4 protein-coding genes are annotated in these 3082 nt (G+C 70.8%); 3 read left to right on the top strand and 1 reads right to left on the bottom strand.

Annotated features, from left to right (window positions below; translation table 11 throughout):
- The 3 genes from JWP83_RS10510 to JWP83_RS10500 form a co-directional block, all read left to right on the top strand.
- Positions 1 to 630: SDR family NAD(P)-dependent oxidoreductase (locus tag JWP83_RS10510; RefSeq protein WP_297729776.1), on the top strand; the 630-nt coding region annotated here is incomplete at its 5' end.
- Between the two features lie 17 nt (positions 631 to 647).
- Positions 648 to 1571 (top strand): catalase family peroxidase, encoded by a 924-nt coding sequence (locus tag JWP83_RS10505; protein WP_297729773.1) that lies wholly within the window; start codon positions 648 to 650, stop codon positions 1569 to 1571.
- A gap of 37 nt (positions 1572 to 1608) precedes the next feature.
- Positions 1609 to 2379: a sulfite exporter TauE/SafE family protein gene (locus JWP83_RS10500; RefSeq protein WP_297729780.1), complete on the top strand. Its 771-nt coding sequence runs from the start codon at positions 1609 to 1611 to the stop codon at positions 2377 to 2379.
- A gap of 4 nt (positions 2380 to 2383) precedes the next feature.
- Here JWP83_RS10500 and JWP83_RS10495 read toward each other — a convergent pair.
- A partial coding sequence (locus JWP83_RS10495) for a glutamate-cysteine ligase family protein (protein WP_297729770.1) occupies positions 2384 to 3082 on the bottom strand: 699 nt, incomplete at its 5' end.

Genomic DNA, 3082 nt, shown 5'->3' with positions numbered 1-3082 from the left:
GTGACCGCCGACATCACCGACGAGGCCGCCATCGCCGCGGTGCTGGCCGCGGTCCCCGGCCGCCTCGACGGCGTCTTCCATGCGGCCGGCGTCGCCGGCGGCGGCCCCGTCCACCTGCTCGACAAGGCCGAATGGGATCGGGTGATCGGGATCAACCTCACCGGCACCTTCCTGGTGGCCAAGGCCGCCCTGGCCAGGATGATCGAGCAATCCCGGGTCGACGGTGAACGCGGCTCGATCGTCACCGTCGCCAGCATCGAGGGCCTGGAGGGCACGGCCGGCGGCAGCTCGTACAACGCGGCCAAGGGCGGCGTCGTACTGCTCACCAAGAACATCGCGCTCGACTATGGACCCAGCGGCATCCGCGCTAACGCCATCTGCCCCGGCTTCATCGAGACACCCATGGCCCAGAACGTTTTCGGCCTGCCGGGAATGGAGGGCCCGCTGGCCTCGATCACCGAGGAGCACGCCCTGCAACGGTTGGGCCGGCCCGAGGAGGTCGCCGCAATGGCGGCGTTTTTGCTGTCTCCCGACGCCTCGTTCGTCACCGGCCAGGCCATCGCCGTCGACGGCGGCTACACCGCCGGCCGCGATCACGGTGTCGTCAAACTCTTCGGCTTCCCCGACTAGCGCCTTAAGATTCGCGCATGGTCACTCCTGACGAGGCGATCGCGGCGATTCGAGGCACCGGCGGCGCGCAGCCGGGCTGTCGCGCGCTGCACGCCAAAGGCACGCTGTACCGCGGGACGTTCACCGGGAACCCCGAGGCGGCGGGGCTCTCGCGCGCCAAGCACCTGGACGGCTCGACGGTCCCCGCGCTGGCCCGCTTCTCCAACGGTTCGGGCAACCCGTCGCAGCGCGACGGCGTGCCCGGGGTCCGGGGGCTGGCGGTGAAGTTCACCCTGCCCGACGGATCCACCACCGACGTGTCGACGCAGACCGCCCGGCTGTTCGTCTCCAGCACGCCGGACGGATTCGTCGACCTGCTGAAAGCGATGCGGCCCGGCCCGACGACGCCGCTGCGCATGGCCAAGTACTTCCTGACCCATCCCCGGCTCTTCGGCGCGCTCCCCGTCCTGCGCGACGCCAACAAGGTCCCGACGAGCTACGCCACCATCGAATACCACGGCCTGCACGCCTTCCGCTGGATCGCGGCCGACGGCAGCGCCAGATTCGTTCGCTACCACTGGGTTCCGGCTACGGGGGCGAAGGGGTCGGCCCCCCGGGGCGATGGCCCGGACTTTCTCACCGACGAGCTGAATGCCCGCCTCGCGACCGGGCCGGTGCGGTTCGACTTCCGCGTCCAGATCGCCGGGCCGAACGACTCGACGGTCGACCCGTCGGCGGCCTGGCAGAGCACGCAGATCGCCACCGTCGGCACCCTCGAGATCGACGGCCTCGACACGCGGCGCGAGCATGGCGATGACATCGTCGTGTTCGACCCGATGCGCGTCACCGGCGGCATCGAACCCTCCGACGATCCGGTGCTGCATTTCCGGAGCCTTGCGTACTCGGCGTCGGTGAAGCTGCGCACCGGCGTCGACCGCGGCCACGAAGCGCCTCACGTCTAAGGGCGGACTAAGCTTTTCGGGAGTGCTGCTCTCCCATATGGTTGTGATCGCCGTGGCCGGATTCGGCGCCGGCGCCATCAACGCCCTCGTCGGATCGGGCACCCTGATCACGTTCCCGACGCTCGTCGCCCTCGGCTATCCGCCGATCACCGCCACCATGTCGAACGCGGTCGGGCTGGTGGCGGGCAGCGTGTCGGGCACCTGGGGCTATCGCGCCGAGCTGGCCGGGCAGTGGGATCGGTTGCGGTGGCAGCTGCCCACGTCGCTGGCCGGCGGCGTGCTGGGCGCCTTCCTGCTCCTGCACCTGCCGCCGACGGTGTTCGCCCGGGTCGTGCCGGTGTTGTTGGTGCTGGCCCTGGTGCTGGTGGTGATCGGGCCGAAGCTGCAGTCGTGGGCTGCCCGGCGGGCCGAGCAGCAGGGGCGTTCGGCCGAACACATCACGCCGGCACGGATGGCCGTGCTGGTGCTCGGGACGTTCGCCGTCGGGGTCTACGGCGGCTACTTCACCGCCGCGCAGGGTATCCTGCTGGTCGGCATCATGGGCGCGTTGCTGCCCGAGTCGGTGCAGCGCATGAACGCGGCCAAGAACCTCCTGACGCTGGTCGTGAATGTCGTTGCGGCGGTGAGCTATTCGCTGGTGGCCTTCGGCCGGATCAGCTGGCCGGTCGCCGGGCTCATCGCGGCGGGCTCGCTGGTCGGCGGACTGGTCGGGGCGCGTTATGGGCGCCGGCTCTCGCCGACGGCGCTGCGCTCCACCATCGTGGTGGTCGGGCTGATCGGGCTGTACCGCCTGCTCGCCCTGGGCTGACGAATCAACTCAGCGTGGCGGCGGCGACTTCCGCGACGACGTCCATCACGTCGCGGCGTTTTCGCCACGCCCGCAGCTGACGCATCGCCCCGTTGCCCTGCGCGACGACGCGGTCGAGTTCCGTTGTGACGCGGTCGTATTCGCCGAGCGCGTCGAGCGCGGGTCGCACCCGTTGCACCAGCGCGCCCAACTGCTCACACGCCGGCACCGCTCCGCGTCCGTGGATCAAATCGAGCGAGTGCCCCGAGAGCCCGTCGTGCGCGGCCTTCCAGTACGCGGCCCGCAGCGCCGCGGGGGGCAGGCGTCCGGGCCGGTCGTCCCGGCCGCGCCCGTCGAGCGCGGTCATCACCGCGGCCCTGACCAGGGTGGCCAGCAGCACGGTCTCGGCGACCGTCGCCGGCACGTCGGCCACCCGGATCTCGACGGTCGGAAAGTTCTCCGACGGGCGCACGTCCCAATAGATCATCTTGTGATCGAGGATCACCTCGCTGTCGATCAGCATGCGCACCGTGCGGTCGTACTCCTCGGGCGCCGGGAAGAACGGCGGCGGCCCGGCCACGGGCCAGCGCCGCCACAGCACGCTGCGCCAGCTCGCGTAGCCGCTGTCGGCGCAGCGATACACCCGCGAATTGGCCGACAGCGCAAGCAGCGACGGCAGCCACGGCCGCAGCCAGTTGCCGACCTGGATGGCGGCCGCCCGGTC

The organism is Mycobacterium sp., from assembly GCF_025965855.1.
Lineage (GTDB): Bacteria > Actinomycetota > Actinomycetes > Mycobacteriales > Mycobacteriaceae > Mycobacterium.
The sequence above is the reverse complement of the archived record's forward strand: the minus strand, read 5'-3'. Positions and strand labels throughout refer to the sequence as shown.

What these genes read in the sequence shown, in the direction of transcription:
- JWP83_RS10500 (WP_297729780.1), top strand. Translation starts at nt 1,609, where the DNA reads ATGGTTGTGATCGCCGTGGCCGGATTCGGCGCCGGCGCCATCAACGCC.
- JWP83_RS10505 (WP_297729773.1), top strand. Translation starts at nt 648, where the DNA reads ATGGTCACTCCTGACGAGGCGATCGCGGCGATTCGAGGCACCGGCGGC.